The organism is Moraxella bovis (assembly GCF_025985205.1).
Taxonomy (GTDB): Bacteria; Pseudomonadota; Gammaproteobacteria; order Pseudomonadales; family Moraxellaceae; genus Moraxella; species Moraxella bovis.
This window is the reverse complement of record NZ_CP087840.1, coordinates 1,517,940-1,535,599: the sequence shown is the minus strand read 5'-3', so window position 1 is coordinate 1,535,599 and position 17,660 is coordinate 1,517,940. Positions and strand designations below refer to the sequence as shown.

Here is a 17,660-nt window from a genome sequence, read left to right as displayed (position 1 = left end):
AAACCAATATCCCAAAGGTGTCTTATGACCGTCCAAGCCTATAACCCCAAAGCCCCGAATAACCCCGCCCCCACTTCAAACCCCCAAACCAGCCCTGAGCTATTGCAAATCAGCGAGCCAAGCCAAGCCCACGCCAAGCAGTCAGATGGTTCGTGCGGTTGTGGTGGCTCTCACAACCACAACCATAGCCATGCCCATCATCATAACCACAAGCCTGAATTTTTTGATGACGGCATTCGGGTCATGCCCACATCAGACGACCTAAAACGCTTATCATCGGACGCCGAACTCATACAGCGAGCCATCAGCGAAGAGAACGCCAATCACAGCAATCTTATCGCTTCATCTCGCCAAAGCGTGCCTACCATTACGGTTAATGGCGTGCTTATCAGCGAGCAAGCCATTGGCGAAGAAGTGCAGTATCACCCTGCCGACAGCCAAGACGAAGCGTTGTTTTTGTCCGCCCAAGCGTTGGTCATTCGTGAGTTATTACGCCAAGCGGTCATGGCGGATGATGAATTAAAAAACGAATGGCAAGTCGATGATGAGAACGCCATCTCAAAACTCATCGCCAAAAACGTCCGCCCTAATACGCCAACCGACAGCCTTTGTGAGCAGTATTACACCGCCAATCAGGGCGAGTTTACCGCACCGCCTGTCATGAAAGTTCGCCATATTCTCTTTGCTTGTCCGCCCGAAGAAAGCGAAGAACGCATTGAGCTAAAAAAACGTGCCTATGAGCTGATTGATACCATCAAAAATAGCCCCAATCCGTCAGGCGAATTTATTACCCAAGCCATGCAGCACTCTGCCTGTCCGTCCAAGACAGATGGGGGCGAGCTTGGTATTTTGCAAAAAGGGGCAACTGTACCTGAGTTTGAAAAGGCGGTCTTTGCCCTGCCCAAAGGACTTGCCCCAAGCCCCATTGAGAGCCGTTATGGGGTGCATATTGTGGATGTGATGGAGCGTATGAACGGTAAGGCGTTGAGCTTTGATGAAGCCCTACCCATGATTAGAAATAGACTGTCTCAGCAGGCATTTCATCATGCCCTGATTGATTATTTGTACATCCTAAAACAAAATGCCGACATCGTGGGCATTGATATTAGTGTCAATCAAGAGAACATTTATCGGGGCTAAGGAGGAATTATGATTAGTGTAGAAGACTTACAACACGCCATCAGCACCACGGCAAGCACGCACGCCAAGGCTCATCAGGATACGCTAGCTTTGCCCTTATTGTCCGCCATCGGTCATGTGCTGGCACAGGACATCACGGCAGGCTTTGACATTCCCCGCCAAAACTTGTCCGCCATGGATGGTTTTGCCTTGGGGGCAGAGTCGGATTTGGCAAGCGGTAGTCAGTTTGTCGTCATTGGCGAGTCGTGTGCAGGCAAGCCCTATCATGGGGCGATAGGTGTGGGGCAAGCGGTGCGAATTTTTACAGGGGCGGTCGTGCCAGATGGGTGCGACAATGTGGTCATGCAAGAAAACACCGATTGGGACGAAATAAAAAATAGCATCGACAAATCAACCACTTACACCATCACCCTTGCCAAAGACTCATACACAGGCAACAACATAAGACACCAAGGCGAAGAAGTCACCACGGGCGAGTGCGTGCTGACCGTGGGCAAACGCCTAAACCCTGCCGACATCAGTCTGCTTGCCAATCTTGGTGTGGCAGATGTGGTGGTGTATCGTCCGCTTGTGGTGGGGATTTTGGCGACAGGGGACGAGCTTGTAGCTGTGGGCGAGAGCCTGCCAAGCTTTGCCAATATCTACAACTCAAACACACCCACCCTAAAAGCACTTCTAAAAGACTTACCCATTATCATCAAAGACTACGGCATTATCCCTGATGACTTTTCCAAGACCTGCCACGCCATAGAGCAAGCGGTGCATGAATGCGATGTGGTGGTGTCAAGTGCAGGGGTGTCGGTGGGTGATTATGATTTTTTGACGCACGCCATTGACAAACTTGGCAAAATCACCCATTACAAAGTCGCCATGAAACCAGGCAAGCCTTTTGTCTTTGGCGAGCTTTATGACAATGCCGACAGCCCCAAAACGGTGCTGTATTTTGGGCTACCGGGTAATCCTTTGTCCTGCGTGGTGGGCTGTTTGCAGTTTATCATTCCTGCCTTGTGGCGACTGTCTGGGGTGCGTGCTGATGACTTGCCCAAGCGATTGACCCTAAGCGCAACTTTGAGCCACGACATCAAAAAAAGGGCAGGGCGTAAAGAGTTCATGCGTGGCATATACCATCAAGATGAGTTTGGCAAATTTGCGGTGCAAGCGGTGGGCGTGCAAGACTCGCACCGTATCAAGCAGTTATCGCTTGCCAATTGTCTTATCGTGGCAAACAAAGACAGTGAAGGCTATTTGGCAGGCGATGAGATAACGATAGAGCCGTTTGGGTGGGGATTTTATTGATAAGGTTTGTTTTTTTAAAAGAGTAAATTGATTTTACCCTTTTTTAAAATACTAGGCTGTCTTGTCAATAAATATACTCAATAAACGTGGATGTGGGGGTGTGCTGAGCACGCTTTGCACAGTAATGTCATCAAAGGGTGTACTCAGCACACCCCTACAAATCCGTGGTAATATCAAGTTGGTTGGGTGCACATAACCCAATAACCATATCATGGTCGCCACGACATAAATAATTGCAGATAACACAAGACCAAGCCATATGCCAGTATCATCATGGGGGCGGACATAACCGCCAATAAATGTACATATCGTACCAAAAATAATCGCCCCAATCAGCCAAAGAATAAAGAATAATATCAATATTATGGGGTTATTTCCTTGATTTAGTTTATCAGGTTTTTTAAATTTCAATAAAATGTTACCAATGGTAGGCACGCCCTAAATATTATTTTTATTATTTTTAAAAAAGATTCGATGAGCGACTCCAAAAACCCTTGAATAAAAGCACACAAAGTCACAGCCAAAATAATCAAAGGTATTGCCAATATAGGAAATAATAAATAAAGTGCAATCAATGCCCCAATGAATAAACTTAAGAGTGACATCATATCATTTAGCCTTTGATTTGGATTTTTAAATCATACAGCGATTTGGTTTGATGTTCAAGTAGTTTTATGAGTAAATGTTGTGGCTATACAAATAAAAACCCCATCACCCCACCCCTACCCCCAAAGTAGTATGCCCTTTGCCTTTTGGGCGATTGGGGCGGACGCACGGTTTTGCTACACTTAGCCCATACCCACAACCGAGGCAACGCCTTACGAAGCCATGAAAACGTCCGTCCCCACCTACCACGCCAAAGCCCCCTTTGCTGACATGGGCGGGCAAGGCTCACACACCCAGCTTACCCCCACCCCACTTGTGGACGGATTTAACAGACAGCTGACCTACCTACGCCTATCCGTTACTGACTTTTGTAACTTTCGCTGTGATTACTGCTTGCCGAACGGCTATCAAGGCAAACGAGCTAATGACGAGCTGACACTTGCCGAGATTGACACGCTTTTTGACAGCTTTGTCAGTCTTGGTACAAAAAAATTACGTCTGACAGGCGGAGAGCCGTCCGTTCGTCGTGATTTGGCGGACATCATCGCCCTTGCCAAACAGCATGGCATTGCCAAAATCGCCATCTCATCAAACGGCTACAAACTTGCCAAACACCTATCATCTTGGCAAAACGCTGGGCTGAATCAATTAAATCTTAGTATTGACAGTTTTGATAAAGACATATTCAAAAAAATCACAGGCTTTGACATATTGCCCACGCTATTAAATGATGTGGATGAATTATTACAAACGACCGACATTAAATTAAAAATGAACGGTATTTTAATGCACGATACCGCTTATGATAATTTATTATCCGCCCTTGATTTTGTCAAAGAGCGTCCTGTTACTTATCGCTTTATTGAATTTATGCAAACCAGTGATAATGCCGATTTGTTTTTTGCTCAAAATCAAACCGCCCAGTTTATCAAAGACTACCTTGTTACACATGGCTGGCAACCCAAGCCTAAAGCCCAAGACGATGGACCTGCCATTGAATATATCCACCCCGATTATGCAGGCAGTATTGGCATTATTGAGCCGTATGCCAAAAACTTTTGTGATAGTTGCAATCGCTTAAGAGTCAGCAGTCTTGGCAAAGTGCATTTGTGCTTATTTGATTCTCAAAATTATGACATTCGCCCTTATCTTGCAACACAAGATAAAAAAGGGCTAATGACAGCACTAGAAGGCTTAATGCCAATCAAACCTGAACACCATTATTTAGACAGTCATAGCGGTATTATGAATAATTTATCGCTGGTGGGCGGTTAGTTATATCTTATGATATGATATGGCTTTTAATGCATAAGGTGTTCAATCATGACCGCAGAGACAATCACACAAGCAGATGATTTGCCCAGACTTATCGGCACATTAACCGATGTACGAGCAGGCAAGGTAGAGCCGTTCGTGCGTGGCGTGAGTGCCATTAACAAAATAGCGATTGACGGTAGCATGACGGTAAATCTGCTGGGTCTGTCCGAGGATGAGCAGGCAGAACATAAATTTCACGGCGGACATCTAAAAGCCCTGCACCAAATGCCCATCACGACCTATGACGCCATCAATCAAGAATTTAATTTGAACGCACCCGGTTCGACAGGGGCGTGCCGTACGGGTTGGGAAGGCATTTTGTTGGAACAGCTTGATAACCGCACACGCCCATGTAACTTTGTGCCACATCTTATGCGTCAAAATCCCACGCACGGCTAAGCGATGGGCAAAGCCATGAGCGTGATTGGTCTATTGATTTTGACAGGGGGTAATTCTCGCCGCATGGGTTCGCCCAAGGCATTATTACCTTTGCCAAATCATCAGACATTGCTTGATTTTCACATCAATAATGCCAATATGTTAAATCTGGCGATATTGCTTGGCGATAATGATAAAGGATTTTTGGATAAGTGTTTTTCAAACAATACCAATTCAATCAATTCATCTGTTATTATCATTGATGACTATATCAAAAATGCAGGGGCGTTATCGTGTCTTTTATCGGCTTTTCATTATTGTCAAACTCATTTTGTTAATCAAGATAAAACAACGGACAATAATTTATCCGATAAATTTTTGATGGTAATTAGCTGTGATAATTTGATTGATGTTGGTGAGATTTTTAATTTATTAAAAAAGGCTAATTTAAAAAATCATCATGGGGTATATTTAAAAGACACTTCGGGCGATAAAGATTATCCGTTATTAGGCTGTTATTCGTTGTCTTTATATGATGAATTAAAAATATATTTGGATAAGGGCGAGCGGTCTGTGATGAAATTTTTAAAGGATAAAGCCATTTACCAAACACGCATGCCAACAGATTGGCGAAATCTTGCCAATTTTAATACGCCCGATGAATTTAAATTGGCATTGTCGTATTTTAAAAACAACTTACAAAAAGAGCAATCATGAATCTTACCCATTTAGACAAAGACGGCAACATCACCATGGTGGACGTGGGCGACAAAATCGCCACCGCACGCACCGCGAGTGCACATGGTAAGGTGGTGTTCGCCCCTGACGTGTACCGCCACATCAAAGACACAGAGGGCATGACCAAAAAGGGCAGTATCATTCAGACCGCCCACATCGCGGGGATTATGGCAGGCAAAAAAACGCATGAGCTGATACCCTTATGCCACGCCTTGCCCCTTGACACCATCAAGATGAGCTTTCGTTATGCTGATGATGAGTGCGCCATCGTGGTGGGGGCGACCGCCAAAGTTACCCACAAGACAGGTGTTGAAATGGAAGCCTTGACTGCCGTGTCGGTGGCGTGTCTTACCATCTATGACATGACCAAGGCAATCAGCCATGACATCATGATAACTGATATTCATCTTATCCAAAAAACAGGGGGAAAATCCGATTATGACAGATAACAATCAAACGCTTGATACGATAAGCCTTACCGTGCTGTACTTTGCCAGCCTTGCCGAGCAGGCAGGTAAGGATAGCGAGACTGTGCAGACTGATAGTGGTGATTTGGCGACGATTTATGCCAAATTGTCCGCCAAATACGGCTTTGATTTGCCCCAAGACAAAGTGGCGGTTGCCATCAATCATGAGTTTGGCAGTTGGGGTGATAAGGTCTCATCAGGCGATACGATTGCCTTTATTCCACCTGTGGCAGGGGGCTGATATGAAAACGGTTCATGATAATGCGTTAATCACAAGCCTGCCCAAGGATGAAGCCTATGAGCTTGCCCGAGTGGACGGTTTTGCTTTGTCGGATTACCCCATTGATGATAGATTGTTAAAATCGTATCTACTAAATGACACCGCAGGGGCGCTCGTCACGTTTGAAGGGTGGGTGCGTAACCATAATAATAAGCGAGCGGTAAGCCGTCTGACTTATTATGGCTATGAACAACTTGCCATCAATCATGGGGCGAAGCTCATCCGTGAAGCCAAAGTGAGCTTTGACATCACGCACGCTGTCGCCATTCATCGCATTGGCGAGCTTGGCATTGGCGATATGGCGGTGTGGATTGGGGTGTGTGCGTCTCATCGTACGCCTGCATTTGATGCCTGCGAGTGGTTACTGAACGCCATCAAAGCCGACATTCCTGTATGGAAGCAGGAATTTTATGATGACGACAGCAGTTTGTGGTTGTCTAATAATGGCTAGGGACGATGGATGGTGACACATCGGGACGGTAAAATCACCCTGATTTATTTTGATAAATCCCAACCCATTTTGATAAATATGGTACAATGTGCCACCATATTTATCAATTAACTCCATGTTCAAACTCACCTTTTTAGGCACATCAAGCGGTGTGCCAACTCGTGAACGCAACGTCTCTGCCCTTGCCCTAGAATGCGTTGCCAACGCCCACGCCAAACGCAATACTTGGCTACTCATCGACTGCGGAGAAGGCACTCAGCATCAGCTCATGAAAAGCCATCTGTCGCCCAATGACTTATCCGCCATACTCATCACGCACACGCACGGCGACCACTGCTATGGGCTGGGCGGACTTTTGGCGAGCCTTGGCATGAACAGACGCACTAAGCCTTTGACGCTCATCGCCCCAAAAGCGATTGTCAAACTGCTTGATACACTGACCATCGTGAGCGAGCTACAGTTTAATTATCCCATTGATTTTATTGCCATTGAGGATAATTTGGAGCGTGAATTGCCCCTTGATTTGGGCGACAATCATCGCATTTTTATACGCCTGCACACGCTATCGCACCGCATTGCATCGTTTGGCTTTGAGATTGTCCAGATCCTTGACAAAGACAAAATTTTGACGGGCAAATTAAAAACCGATAACATCGCTAATAAATATTGGCATGAGATTTTGAAAGCGGATACACCCCTAAGCCTTGATGACAACATCATCAATCCGCATGACTACAAAGTTCATGCCCAAAACACCACCAAAATCGTCATTGCAGGCGACAACGACACGCCAAGCCTACTGACCCAAGCCGTCAAAGACTGCCACGCTCTCGTCCACGAGGCGACTTATACCGATGATGTCATGCAAAAAATAGTCAGTAAACCTGCCGAGCAGGGCGGATTTGACCCTAAGCATTCTAGTGCCAAAATGGTTGCTCAATTCGCCCACGCCTGCCACGTTCCCATGCTGATATTGACCCATTTTAGTGCCAGATACGCCCCTTTTGATGATGAAACCGCCAAACAGCCCAACATGGGGCATATTCGTAAGGAAGTGGAGAGTTATTATGACGGCAAACTGGTGCTGGCAAAGGATTTTTTGCAAGTGGTGGTGGGTTTGGATGCTATAAATGAACCTAATAAAATCAAAAATTTATGAATAAACACATACTCTTAACCCCCCTAGCCATCGGCAATCAAACCATTGCCAATCGCCTGATTGTCGCCCCAATGGCAGGGGTAACCGATAACCCCTTTCGCCGTCTTGCTAAGTCCTTTGGGGCAGGTCATGCCGTCAGTGAGATGATTATTGCCGATACCGCCCTATACGCTCGCCAAAAGTCGCTGTACCGTGCCAACTTCTCGGGTGAGATTGCTCCCATATCCGCCCAAGTGGCGGGAGCAGAGCCTGATAAACTTGCCCAAGCGGTGCGATTTCAGGTGGAAAATGGGGCGTGTATCGTGGATATTAACATGGGCTGTCCTGCCAAAAAGGTGTGTCGTAAGCTGTCGGGGTCGGCACTTTTGCAAGACTTAGATTTGGTAAAAAGACTCCTTGACAGTGCGGTGGCGTCGGTTGCCGATTTGGGCGTGCCGATTACCCTAAAAACACGGCTTGGCTTTGCCAACGGGCAAGAAAATATCCTAACGGTTGCCAAAATTGCCGAAAACGCAGGCATATCCGCCCTTGCCATACACGGACGCACCCGAGAGGATTTTTATACAGGCAATGCCCGTTATGAGCTTATCAAGCAAGTCAAGGCAGACGCCAAAATCCCCATCATCGTAAACGGCGACATTGACAGCCCCCAAAAAGCCAAATGGGTACAAGAGTACACAGGGGCGGATGCGGTCATGATAGGGCGAGCAGGGCAGGGGCGACCATGGATTTTTCGGGACATTGCCCATTATCTTGCCACAGGTGAGCTTTTGCCATCGCCTAGCGTGAGTGAACTGCGTGAGATTGTACTGGCTCATTTGGACGAGCTGTATCAATTTTATGGCGAATACTCAGGCTGTCGCATTGCCCGAAAACACATCGCTTGGTACACAGGCGGACTTGCCAATTCCAACGCCTTTCGTGAGGCGATGTACCGTGAGGAGACAACAAGTGGGCAATATAAAGTTGTTGATGAGTTTTTAAAAGTCACACAGGCGAATAAATAATCCCATAATCCATCATTTTTTTGCAAAACAATCATGGTTTTTTGTGGCATTATCCCCATATTGTTATAAAAGCATTTATCAAGTAGGACTTTTATGTTTAATAAAACCTTTGAAAACACTCGCCAAGCGGTAGAAGATTTCGCCCGCAAAGAACAGCACGAATACATCACGGTTGAGCATTTGCTGCTGGGGCTTATCAGCGACCCCGAAGCACGAGAGATTTTGACGGCGTGTGGGGTGGATTTGGACTTTCTGGCAAATGAGTTAAAGCGGTATTTGCAAGTTTATATCCCACGCATTACAGGCGCGCACGCCACGCCCATGATGACCAAAGCCTATCAGCGAGTGTTACAACGGGCGATTTGGCATGTGCAGACCAGTGGGCAGGGGCGAGCGGTGTCAGGCATCGATGTATTGGTGGCGATATTTAAAGAGCGAGATTCACAGGCGGTGGCACTGCTTAAATCGCAGGGAATATCAGGCTTGTCAGTCATGCGGTATCTGTCGCATGGTATGAATGAGCCTAATGATGAGCAGGGCGAGAGCGAAGAAGATGACAGCCCCAAAGCCCAAAAGTCCGCCCCCAAAAAAGACCCGCTCAAAGAGTTTGCCCAAAATCTTAACGAGCGAGCCAAGCAGGGTTTGACCGACCCGCTCATCGGACGCATGGCAGAGATAGAACGCACCGCCCAAATCCTATGCCGTCGCCGTAAAAATAATCCCCTACTGGTGGGCGACCCTGGGGTGGGCAAGACCGCCATTGCCGAAGGGTTGGCATGGCTCATCACCAGTGGCAAAGCCCCCAAAGCCCTAGCCGATACCATCATTTATAGCCTTGACATCGGTTCATTGGTGGCAGGGACGAAGTTTCGTGGCGATTTTGAAAACCGTATCAAAGACTTATTAAAAGCCATTAAAAAACAGCCCAATGCCGTGCTATTTATCGATGAGATTCACACCATCATCGGGGCAGGTTCATCGATGAATAGCACCATGGACGTATCTAACCTTATCAAGCCTGCCTTAGCCAATGGCGAATTACGCTGTATCGGCTCAACGACCTTTGCCGAATACCGCCAAGTCTTTGAAAAAGACCATGCCCTATCCAGACGTTTTCAAAAAATCGACATCAAAGAACCAAGCATAGAAGACAGTATTGGTATCTTGCAAGGCTTAAAAGCCCAATACGAAGCCTTTCATCGGGTCAGCTATACCGATGACGCCATCAAATCGGCGGTGGAGCTGTCTGCCAAGCACATCCATGACCGCTTTTTGCCCGACAAAGCCATCGATGTCATCGATGAAGCAGGGGCGAGAATGCGACTGCAACATGGCGAGAAGTTGGACAATGTTAATCATGACACACAAACAGCCATCATCGGCACGGTGGACGTGGCACAAGTCGAAGAAATCGTCGCTAAAATCGCTCGCATACCACCCAAATCGGTGAGTCGTGATGACGTGGAAGTGTTGAAAAACTTAGAGCGAGATTTAAAACACGTCGTCTTTGGGCAAGATGAAGCGATTGGTAAATTAGCCGACAGTATCAAGCTGGCTCGGGCAGGACTAAAATCCACCGAAAAACCCATCGGGGCGTTTATGTTTGCAGGACCAACGGGAGTCGGCAAAACCGAAATCACCCGTCAGCTTGCCTTTGCCTTGGGCGTGGAGCTTATCCGTTTTGACATGAGTGAATACATGGAAGCTCATACCGCATCACGACTCATCGGGGCTCCCCCTGGCTATGTCGGCTATGACCAAGGCGGACTTTTGACCGAAAAAGTCCATCAACACCCCCACTGTGTGCTACTGCTTGATGAGATTGAAAAAGCCCATCATGACGTCTTTAACCTACTGCTACAAGTCATGGATCATGGCACGCTGACCGACAATAACGGCAGAAGCGTGTCCTTTAAACAAGTTGTTCTCATCATGACGACTAATATCGGGGCAGAGAGTATTAGCCGTACATCGATGGGCTTTACCGAGCAAGACCACAGCAGTGATAACTCTGAGGCAATGAAACGCACCTTCACCCCAGAGTTTCGCAATCGTTTGGATGCGGTGGTGCAGTTCGCTCCGTTATCTAGTGAGACCATCGGTTCGGTGGTGGATAAATTCATCATCGAGCTACAAAGCACCCTAGATGATAAAAACGTGGTACTAGAAGTCAGTGATGACGTGCGTACATATCTGGGCGAGAAGGGTTATGATAAACTCATGGGGGCAAGACCGATGGCACGACTGGTGACTGATGAGCTTAAAAAACCCCTTGCCGAAATGATACTCTTTGGTGAGCTGGCACAAGGTGGGGTGGTGCAAGTGTCGCTTGATGATGAAAAATTGGCAAATGATGATAAAAAGTCATCAAAATTACGCTTTGATGTGGTAAAATCAGCACAAACAGTAGAGATGGTGTAGGATTATCCTAAGCCATATCATTAGATGATTGCGTTAATATAAAAGGTGGATTTATGGCACAGATTTTAGATGGTAAAGCCCTTGCTGGTCAAATTGAAAAAGAACTTAGTGAGCGAGTGCAAACTCTGAAAGACAAAACAGGACGTACGCCCATTTTGGCGACTATCCTAGTCGGCGATGACCCAGCGTCAGCGACCTATGTCCGCATGAAAGGCAATGCCTGTAAGCGTGTGGGCATGGACTCTATCCGTGTGGAAATGCCAAGCGAGACGACCACTGATGAGCTACTTGCTAAAATCCGTGAATTAAACACCAACCCCGATGTGCATGGCATTTTATTGCAGCACCCTGTGCCTGCTCAGATTGATGAGCGTGCCTGTTTTGATGAGATTGCCCTATCCAAGGATGTGGATGGTGTGACTTGTCTGGGCTTTGGACGTATGGCGATGGGCGAGCGTGCTTATGGTTCTGCCACACCGCAAGGTATCATGCACCTGCTAAATCACCATAACGTACCACTGGCAGGCAAACACGCTGTGGTGGTGGGGCGTAGTGCGATTTTGGGTAAGCCGATGGCGATGATGCTCCTAAATGCCAACTGCACCGTAACCATTTGCCACTCTAAAACCGCCAATCTTGCCGACCATGTCCGCCAAGCGGACATCGTGGTGGGGGCGGTGGGCGTGCCAGAGCTTATCAAAAAAGATTGGATAAAACAAGGGGCGGTGGTCGTGGACGCAGGCTTTCACCCGACTAAGACAGGCGGTGTGGGCGATATTGAGCTTGACGGTATTGAAGAGATTGCCAGTTTCTACACGCCTGTACCAGGGGGTGTGGGACCGATGACCATTAACACCCTAATCCGCCAAAGTGTGGAGGCAGGCGAGTTAGAAGCAGGTTTGTAAATACTGCCCCATTCTCAATTTCGCTTCGGGCAAAAGATAAGATGAATGCGATAACACACCCAGTCAAAATGCACACAAACCCTCCTTGATTGGTAGTGTTCCCTTGTCTGTGTGTCGTCATGGTGGTGCAGGATGACTCAAGAACTTTAAATTTGTGGTAAGTTTGGTTTTTGTGCAAATCAACATGTGTATTAATTTGGCTTTAAAACTTATCTACTGATGGGTATACAAGGTCAAGAGATTGACTCTGTTTTAACACCTGCTAATATTGATGATGGATAAGAGACTTATGACATCTGTCCAACCGACTTACCATAAATCTATTTGCTTATGGTTTTTGCACAGAGATTGGGGATACCTGTCTTTTGTGATACAATTTACATTGTAGGGCGTGCCTGCCTTTTTGTATTTTCAATGAAAATCACGAAAAGTCGCACGTCTTTAAGGAGAAACGTAGGCTGATAGTCATTCTATCAAGCAAGTTTTTTGTTTGAAAAACGTACGATTTCCCTGTTTTTTAAACAGGCTTTGTATGGTGGATATCAAAGTCGGGTACGCCCTAACGTTTATCAAATTGAGCTTGACACAGCTTGATAAACTCACCGCCAAACTTGCGGATGTCGCTGTCATCACGCACCGCAATCCAACTGGTAAACCGCCCAAAGTGGCTCACAGGGATGGCAACAAGGTCAGGATAGTTGGTAGGTTCATACGCCATCTCAGCGATGATGCCTATACCTAGACCTGCCGATACATAGGTGCTAATCACGTCCGAGTCTAGGGCGGCAAGCACGATTTTGGGTTGTAACCCTGCCTGCTCAAACGTCCTATCAATGGCACTTCGCCCTGTAAAACCACCATGATAAGTAATGATGGGAAAACTTGCCAGCTCAGGCAAATCCACGCCATCCATCACGCCTGCTACTCCTGACAGCTCATGGTCTTTGGGGACGATGACCACGTGCGACCAGTCATAATAGCGATGACAGCGTAACACGGCGTTATTGAGTAGGCTCTCGGTGGCAATGCCGATGTCGGCTTGACCACGAATGACCATTTGGGCGATGGTCTCAGGGTCGGCTTGTTGTAGCACCAGATTGACCTTAGGGAATTTTTGCAAAAACTCCTTAACAATGGTGGGTAAGACATAGCGGGCTTGGGTGTGGGTGGTGGCAACGGTCAGCGTGCCTTCTTGGGCGTTATTAAAATCAAGGCTTAGATTTTCGATGGTGCGTATCTCGGCAAAAATCGCTTCGATGTGGGGCAGTAGCGATTTGCCGATGGGGGTAAGCCCTGTTAGGCGTTTGCCTTGACGGGTAAACACGTCCGCTTTGAGTTGATTTTCTAGGGCAGCGATTTGTTTGGATAGGCTGGACTGACTGGTGTGGAGCAGTTCGGCGGCTTGGGATAGGTTATAGCCATTGACGACGGTATGCCAGACGGTTTCTAGCTGTTTGAGCTGGATTTGTAAATGCTTTTGGTTGATGACCACATCTATCGCCATGATACGCCCCTTAATCTGAGTTATAAAGTGCTGTCATTATAAAAGTCACCACCAAAAAAGAAAATACCCAAAAAGAAAAAACAAATGCCGATTAGGAATATCGGCATTTTTACGGTGTTAAGACGATGATTGCTTGTTAAGCATTGGTAAGTTCATGCTCTATGGCTTTTAAAATAAAGGCTTCAATGTCGTGTTCATCATAGCCGATTTGTGCTTGGATTTGGGTGAGTAAGGCACGGGGCAGGTGCAGGTTAAAGGATTTTTGCTTGCTGTTAAAGAGCATGGAATTTAAGCTGATTATTGCCCATGTTTGCCCTGCAAATTTGGGGTTGGTTAGATGATTGGTGATGTTTTCAGGTTGGGGCAGGTCACTGCCATCATCTGCCAGTTTTTGTAAATACCCAATCAAGGTGGAACGTACTTTATCAATCGTATCGGCGATGCTGTCGCCAATTACGTGAATGTCTGGCAAATCAGGTACTTGGGCATAAAAAGTATCATCTTCTTGTCTAATGGCAACGCTAAAAAGTTTCATGATGGATTGATGTGCTAAAAGGGATTTTTATTTTGTCATAATTATAATAAATTGGCAATATGTTAAGACTGGCGGTAACTTTAAAAGGTTAGATGGTTGATTTGTTTACCAAACGTATCTTATGTGGATATTGCAATTTAGGTGGTATAGTTTCTATCGGTGAGCGTATTTGACTTGATGTGTGGGGTGGACATGTGAGCATGGACATGTCTGATTTTAAAAATATCACAATAACTTTTTGTAAAATAACCAAAAATAGTCTAAAATGGCAAATGATTTTTGCACTCATATAATACAATGATACGACAATTTGATTTTTCGGCATTTAAGACGGCTTATTTTAATCGTCAAGCTTTATCCATGCTATTTTTAGGCTTTGCCGCAGGCGTGCCTATTTTGCTGATTTTTTCTAGTTTGGGCTTGTGGCTAAGAGAGGTAGGCATTGACCGCAGTACGGTGACGATGTTTAGCTGGGCGGCGTTGGGCTATTCGTTTAAGTTTATTTGGTCGCCATTGGTGGACGCTTTGCCCTTGCCTGTGCTTGGTAAAATGCTCGGTCATCGCCGGTCATGGCTACTGTTATGTCAGGTGTTTATCATTACTGCCATTATTATGATGGCGATGACTGACCCCGCTCAGGTTGCCCCGTCCGTGATGGCGGTGGGGGCGGTGTTACTCGGCTTTTCGGCGGCGACCCAAGACATCGTGATAGATGCCTATCGTATCGAGTCCGCCCCTAGCGAGATGCAAACGGCACTCTCGGCAAGTTATGTGGCAGGTTATCGCATTGGCATGATTATCTCGGGGGCAGGGGCGTTGTATTTGGCGGAGCTATTTGGCTCCAAAGAAGGCATGTATCAGTATGTGGCATGGCAAAAAACCTATCTCATCATGGCGTGCGTCATGCTCATCGGTGTGGCGACCACGCTACTGATTCGTGAGCCTATCCGTCAGGTCAAACCTGTGGTGACCCAAACTGCAGACTACGCAAGACTGTGCGTGGTGTTCGTACTCTCGGTGGTGGCTTTTATCATAACGTATCGGATGATGGGTGGGGTATTGCCAGAGTCAGAGAGTGTGGGTATTGCCTTTTTGCTGGGCTGTGTGCAGTTCATCAGTAGTGCAGTTGCCATGGGGGTGGTCGGCTATGGCTTGGTGCAGGCAGGCGTGGTCAGACGAGAAGTGGCACAGGCGACATGGATTGCCCCTATTACCGATTTTTTTGCCCGTTATGGCAAAAAGGCGATGTTGCTACTGGCACTCATTGGCTTGTATCGTATCTCGGACATCGTGGCAGGGAACATCTCCAACCTATTTTATCAAGATTTGGGCTTTACCAAAATCCAAATCGCCAATGCGGTCAAAGTGGTGGGCGTGATTGCCAGTATTGGCGGTGGCTTTGTTGGGGGCTGGGTGGCTCAGCAGATGGGGGTCATGCGAGCGATGATGGTGGGGGCGATACTGGCGTGTGCCACGAACCTGTTATTTATCATCCTTGCCAATATACCAACCATTCTGGTCATGTATTTTGCGGTGATTACCGATAACCTAGCGGCAGGCTTGGCAAGTGCGGTATTCATCGCCTTTTTGTCGGCACTGACATCCATTCGCTTCACGGCGGTGCAGTATGCCCTGTTTTCATCACTCATGACCCTATCGCCAAAAATCTTGGGTGGTTATTCGGGGGCGATTGTGGATGCGACCGATTATCCCACGTTTTTTGCCATTACATTTGTGATTGGACTGCCGATTTTATATTTGATTCATTTGGCAGATAAACACATCTCGCTGGACGAGTCTGTACTTGACAAAGAATGACATGCACACCATCAATGCCCTAAAAGCCCAATTTCGTAAGCTATCGCACGCACACCTGCCTTATCATTGGTTTGAGTTGTTGCTGTTATTTGTGCTAAATAAAGATAAAGCCTTTTTAATCACCCACGATGATTATCTGCTGACCGCTGATGAATATGGTAGACTGGAAGGTGGCATGACAAAACTATGCTCGGGCGTGCCACTTGCATATGTCATCGGCAGGCAGGGCTTTTTTGGGCATGAGTTTGCGGTCAATGAACACACGCTTATCCCACGCCCTGATACGGAGATGTTGGTGGAGGCGGTGCTTGATGTGGTGGCGGATAAGGGTTTGGGGCAGGCTCGGATATTAGATTTGGGGACAGGCTCGGGGTGTATTGCCCTAAGCATAGCAAAGGCGTTGCCGTCTAGTACGGTGCTGGCGGTGGATTATTCTCATCATGCCTTAGACGTTGCTCGGCGAAATGCACAAGATTTGCAAGTGGCAAATTGCCAATTTATCCAATCCAATTGGTATGAAAATATCCCCATGCAGAGCTTTGATGTTATCGTTTCCAATCCGCCCTATATCGCACGCACCGATGAGCATTTGGCACAGTTGGGGGCGGAGCCTATCACGGCATTGGTGGCAGACAATCACGGCTTATCCGATATTGAAAAAATCATTAAGGGCAGTGCAGTGTATCTCATGCCTAGTGGCGTATTAGCCTTAGAACATGGCTACGACCAAGGGGCAGGCGTGCGGATGCTTTTTGCCAAGGCAGGCTTTAAAGACGTTCGCACCGTCAAAGACTATGGCGGTAATGATAGAATCACGATGGGGGTTTGTGATGAGTGATAATGATAAAAAAATGACTACCAGTGAGCTTAGCGATAATGAACTCATGCGGTATGCCCGTCAGATTCTGCTAAATGACTGGGACATGGATGCACAGCTGCGCCTAAAAAGTAGCCGTGTGCTGATTGTGGGTGTGGGTGGTCTGGGCTGTCCTGTCTTGCAGATTCTGGCACGGGCAGGCGTGGGGAGTATGCATTTGATTGACTTTGATGTGGTAAGCTGTAGTAATTTGCAACGCCAAACACTGTTTAGAGAGTCGGACGTCGGTCAGCCCAAAGTGGTAGTGGCAAGCCGTGCATTGGCGATGCATAATGAGTTTATTGACATCACTCATCAAGACGTGGAGCTAAATGCAGATAACATCACAGCGATAATTGGGCGTAGTGGTGCTGATTTGGTGATTGATTGCACGGATAATTTTACCAGTCGTTATTTGATTAACCAAACCTGCCGAACGCTCGGTTTGCCCCTGTTGTCCAACTCTGCCATTGGTGAAGTGGGGCAGATTGCGTTGTTTGATAAGCAGACGGGCTGTTATGAATGTTTGTTTGGACAGGACAAAGATGATAACAGCAGTATTACCCAAAACTGTGCCACATCAGGGGTGTTATCTAGCACCGTGAGTATCATCGGCTCGATGTCGGCACAGATTGCCCTAGATTATCTCGGACGGGGGCATAACCCCATCGCTCACGAGCTGTTATTATGGCAGGGCAGAACCATGACTTTACAAAAAATGCGATTTGCCACCAATAAATACTGCCCACTGTGCCACGCTTAGCCGTACCATTCTTAGATGA

At 46.9% G+C, this 17,660-nt stretch carries 17 protein-coding genes and 1 pseudogene; 15 read left to right on the top strand and 3 right to left on the bottom strand.

The window, feature by feature from the left end; translation table 11 throughout:
• Nucleotides 1-24: 24 nt before the first annotated feature.
• Together LP107_RS07535 and LP107_RS07530 are read left to right on the top strand one after the other, a co-directional pair.
• Nucleotides 25-1,140, top strand: coding sequence for a peptidylprolyl isomerase (locus LP107_RS07535; RefSeq protein ID WP_078273284.1), 1,116 nt, complete (start codon nucleotides 25-27; stop codon nucleotides 1,138-1,140).
• Nucleotides 1,141-1,149: 9 nt separating this feature from the next.
• Nucleotides 1,150-2,436, top strand: coding sequence for a molybdopterin molybdotransferase MoeA (locus tag LP107_RS07530; protein WP_078273283.1), 1,287 nt, complete (start codon nucleotides 1,150-1,152; stop codon nucleotides 2,434-2,436).
• A gap of 51 nt (nucleotides 2,437-2,487) precedes the next feature.
• On the opposite strand, the gene LP107_RS07525 is transcribed toward LP107_RS07530, so the two are convergent.
• The gene (locus LP107_RS07525) at nucleotides 2,488-2,847 is read right to left on the bottom strand and encodes a hypothetical protein (RefSeq protein ID WP_078273282.1); all 360 of its coding nucleotides are present in this window, start codon (nucleotides 2,845-2,847) and stop codon (nucleotides 2,488-2,490) included.
• Nucleotides 2,848-3,312: 465 nt separating this feature from the next.
• Here LP107_RS07525 and moaA point away from each other — a divergent pair, with 465 nt between their 5' ends.
• From moaA to folD, 10 genes and pseudogenes are all read left to right on the top strand, one after another.
• Nucleotides 3,313-4,317 (top strand): GTP 3',8-cyclase MoaA, encoded by a 1,005-nt coding sequence (moaA, locus tag LP107_RS07520; protein ID WP_264676331.1) that lies wholly within the window; start codon nucleotides 3,313-3,315, stop codon nucleotides 4,315-4,317.
• A gap of 318 nt (nucleotides 4,318-4,635) precedes the next feature.
• Nucleotides 4,636-4,758, top strand: a pseudogene (locus LP107_RS07515) (molybdenum cofactor biosynthesis protein); the annotation flags it as partial.
• A 15-nt stretch (nucleotides 4,759-4,773) separates the two neighbouring features.
• The gene (gene mobA, locus LP107_RS07510) at nucleotides 4,774-5,454 is read left to right on the top strand and encodes a molybdenum cofactor guanylyltransferase (RefSeq protein WP_078273317.1); all 681 of its coding nucleotides are present in this window, start codon (nucleotides 4,774-4,776) and stop codon (nucleotides 5,452-5,454) included.
• On the top strand, nucleotides 5,451-5,924 hold the full coding sequence (gene moaC, locus LP107_RS07505) for a cyclic pyranopterin monophosphate synthase MoaC (RefSeq protein ID WP_078273277.1): 474 nt from the start codon (nucleotides 5,451-5,453) through the stop codon (nucleotides 5,922-5,924). Before mobA ends, moaC begins: the two co-directional genes overlap by 4 nt.
• On the top strand, nucleotides 5,914-6,183 hold the full coding sequence (locus tag LP107_RS07500) for a MoaD/ThiS family protein (protein WP_078273276.1): 270 nt from the start codon (nucleotides 5,914-5,916) through the stop codon (nucleotides 6,181-6,183). The genes moaC and LP107_RS07500 overlap by 11 nt, the downstream gene beginning before the upstream one ends.
• Before the next feature lies 1 nt (nucleotide 6,184).
• Nucleotides 6,185-6,673 carry a molybdenum cofactor biosynthesis protein MoaE gene (locus LP107_RS07495; protein ID WP_078273275.1) on the top strand — a complete coding sequence of 163 codons (489 nt, stop codon included), beginning with the start codon at nucleotides 6,185-6,187 and terminating at the stop codon, nucleotides 6,671-6,673.
• A gap of 115 nt (nucleotides 6,674-6,788) precedes the next feature.
• The gene (locus LP107_RS07490; protein WP_078273274.1) at nucleotides 6,789-7,832 is read left to right on the top strand and encodes a ribonuclease Z; all 1,044 of its coding nucleotides are present in this window, start codon (nucleotides 6,789-6,791) and stop codon (nucleotides 7,830-7,832) included.
• Nucleotides 7,829-8,839 (top strand): tRNA dihydrouridine synthase DusB, encoded by a 1,011-nt coding sequence (gene dusB / locus LP107_RS07485; protein ID WP_078273273.1) that lies wholly within the window; start codon nucleotides 7,829-7,831, stop codon nucleotides 8,837-8,839. Before LP107_RS07490 ends, dusB begins: the two co-directional genes overlap by 4 nt.
• A gap of 93 nt (nucleotides 8,840-8,932) precedes the next feature.
• On the top strand, nucleotides 8,933-11,260 hold the full coding sequence (gene clpA, locus LP107_RS07480; protein ID WP_112742218.1) for an ATP-dependent Clp protease ATP-binding subunit ClpA: 2,328 nt from the start codon (nucleotides 8,933-8,935) through the stop codon (nucleotides 11,258-11,260).
• Nucleotides 11,261-11,313: 53 nt separating this feature from the next.
• Entirely contained in the window at nucleotides 11,314-12,165 is an 852-nt protein-coding gene (gene folD / locus LP107_RS07475) for a bifunctional methylenetetrahydrofolate dehydrogenase/methenyltetrahydrofolate cyclohydrolase FolD (RefSeq protein ID WP_112742219.1), read from the top strand.
• Nucleotides 12,166-12,724: 559 nt separating this feature from the next.
• On the opposite strand, the gene LP107_RS07470 is transcribed toward folD, so the two are convergent.
• Entirely contained in the window at nucleotides 12,725-13,669 is a 945-nt protein-coding gene (locus tag LP107_RS07470) for a LysR substrate-binding domain-containing protein (protein ID WP_112742220.1), read from the bottom strand.
• Between the two features lie 136 nt (nucleotides 13,670-13,805).
• A complete protein-coding gene (locus LP107_RS07465) occupies nucleotides 13,806-14,204 on the bottom strand; it encodes a type II toxin-antitoxin system HicB family antitoxin (RefSeq protein WP_115369864.1) in 399 nt (132 codons plus the stop codon).
• A gap of 297 nt (nucleotides 14,205-14,501) precedes the next feature.
• Between LP107_RS07465 and LP107_RS07460 the strand changes: the two genes are divergently transcribed.
• The 3 genes from LP107_RS07460 to LP107_RS07450 are packed head-to-tail and all read left to right on the top strand — an operon-like array spanning nucleotide 14,502 to nucleotide 17,641.
• Nucleotides 14,502-16,022 (top strand): AmpG family muropeptide MFS transporter, encoded by a 1,521-nt coding sequence (locus LP107_RS07460; RefSeq protein WP_181879595.1) that lies wholly within the window; start codon nucleotides 14,502-14,504, stop codon nucleotides 16,020-16,022.
• Between the two features lies 1 nt (nucleotide 16,023).
• Nucleotides 16,024-16,860, top strand: a complete 837-nt coding sequence (gene prmC, locus LP107_RS07455) for a peptide chain release factor N(5)-glutamine methyltransferase (RefSeq protein ID WP_112742222.1) — start codon at nucleotides 16,024-16,026, stop codon at nucleotides 16,858-16,860.
• Nucleotides 16,853-17,641 carry a HesA/MoeB/ThiF family protein gene (locus LP107_RS07450; RefSeq protein ID WP_078273267.1) on the top strand — a complete coding sequence of 263 codons (789 nt, stop codon included), beginning with the start codon at nucleotides 16,853-16,855 and terminating at the stop codon, nucleotides 17,639-17,641. The genes prmC and LP107_RS07450 overlap by 8 nt, the downstream gene beginning before the upstream one ends.
• The last annotated feature ends 19 nt before the right edge of the window (nucleotides 17,642-17,660 follow it).

Bases quoted from the DNA above. Each gene is read 5' to 3' on its own strand.
- mobA (WP_078273317.1), top strand. From the start codon at position 4,774: ATGAGCGTGATTGGTCTATTGATTTTGACAGGGGGTAATTCTCGCCGC.
- folD (WP_112742219.1), top strand. From the start codon at position 11,314: ATGGCACAGATTTTAGATGGTAAAGCCCTTGCTGGTCAAATTGAAAAA.
- LP107_RS07490 (WP_078273274.1), top strand. From the start codon at position 6,789: ATGTTCAAACTCACCTTTTTAGGCACATCAAGCGGTGTGCCAACTCGT.
- moaA (WP_264676331.1), top strand. From the start codon at position 3,313: ATGGGCGGGCAAGGCTCACACACCCAGCTTACCCCCACCCCACTTGTG.
- prmC (WP_112742222.1), top strand. From the start codon at position 16,024: ATGCACACCATCAATGCCCTAAAAGCCCAATTTCGTAAGCTATCGCAC.
- LP107_RS07465 (WP_115369864.1), bottom strand. From the start codon at position 14,204: ATGAAACTTTTTAGCGTTGCCATTAGACAAGAAGATGATACTTTTTAT.
- LP107_RS07450 (WP_078273267.1), top strand. From the start codon at position 16,853: ATGAGTGATAATGATAAAAAAATGACTACCAGTGAGCTTAGCGATAAT.
- LP107_RS07535 (WP_078273284.1), top strand. From the start codon at position 25: ATGACCGTCCAAGCCTATAACCCCAAAGCCCCGAATAACCCCGCCCCC.
- LP107_RS07500 (WP_078273276.1), top strand. From the start codon at position 5,914: ATGACAGATAACAATCAAACGCTTGATACGATAAGCCTTACCGTGCTG.
- LP107_RS07470 (WP_112742220.1), bottom strand. From the start codon at position 13,669: ATGGCGATAGATGTGGTCATCAACCAAAAGCATTTACAAATCCAGCTC.
- LP107_RS07460 (WP_181879595.1), top strand. From the start codon at position 14,502: ATGATACGACAATTTGATTTTTCGGCATTTAAGACGGCTTATTTTAAT.
- dusB (WP_078273273.1), top strand. From the start codon at position 7,829: ATGAATAAACACATACTCTTAACCCCCCTAGCCATCGGCAATCAAACC.
- LP107_RS07495 (WP_078273275.1), top strand. From the start codon at position 6,185: ATGAAAACGGTTCATGATAATGCGTTAATCACAAGCCTGCCCAAGGAT.
- LP107_RS07530 (WP_078273283.1), top strand. From the start codon at position 1,150: ATGATTAGTGTAGAAGACTTACAACACGCCATCAGCACCACGGCAAGC.
- moaC (WP_078273277.1), top strand. From the start codon at position 5,451: ATGAATCTTACCCATTTAGACAAAGACGGCAACATCACCATGGTGGAC.
- clpA (WP_112742218.1), top strand. From the start codon at position 8,933: ATGTTTAATAAAACCTTTGAAAACACTCGCCAAGCGGTAGAAGATTTC.